The organism is Chryseobacterium sp. C3 (assembly GCF_014218905.1).
Classification (GTDB): domain Bacteria; phylum Bacteroidota; class Bacteroidia; order Flavobacteriales; family Weeksellaceae; genus Chryseobacterium; species Chryseobacterium mucoviscidosis.
In genome coordinates this window covers 1-677 of the sequence record NZ_JACLCU010000029.1, presented here as the reverse complement: position 1 = coordinate 677, position 677 = coordinate 1, and the positions used below count along the sequence as shown (strand labels likewise).

The window sequence follows — 677 nt, the reverse complement described above, 5'->3', positions numbered from 1 at the left end:
GATTCCGCAGCGGTATTGGTGCTTCTTTGATGAAAATAGTTTAAAATATCCCTGTAATGATTCATTATTGTTTTTCTTAAGGTAGAAAAAGATTTAAAATCTGCTTCTTCCACCTCTTTGAACCAATGCGCCAGTTTAGTCATCGCCAATGATTTTGGAATATTCTGATTATAAATCTTTCGCAGTCCATCGGTCAATTGATATGCTTTCTCCAGATCGGGATACTGAGCAAAAAGAATAGCAGCTCTTTGTTTTTGGGAAAGTGTCCATTTTTCACGGCTTTTATAAAGCAAATACCGGCTTCTTGCTAAAAGCTGTTTGCGTGAATCACCGTTTTCAAATATTTCTGTGCCTAAGTTTTTTTCTTCCCCCAGTCCTTGCGTTACCTTATTTTCCATTTCAATAGCATCCCAACGATGTCTGATCCTGATTTCCTGAAGGGCTTCTGTAGCCAGCTTCTGAACATGAAAGCGGTCAATTACCGGTGTTGCACCAGGGAAGCAGCGTTGGGCAATACGCTTCATGGAACCCGCCATATCCAAAGTAATTTCATTTACCTTCATCCGAAGTTTTCTGCTGATCTTTAAAAGATGCGTGATGACAAAATCACTCCGGGTACCTTTTATGATGGCAACAATGCTTCCTTTCCTGCCTCGTGCAGTCTTGGAGGTAAGCAC

Annotated in this window: 1 protein-coding gene; it reads right to left on the bottom strand. The window is 40.8% G+C overall.

Translation table 11 applies throughout. The features are described 5' to 3' along the window. Window positions 1–677, bottom strand: a 677-nt coding sequence (locus H6W53_RS21400; RefSeq protein ID WP_185209627.1) for a transposase, incomplete at both ends; no start/stop codon positions are given.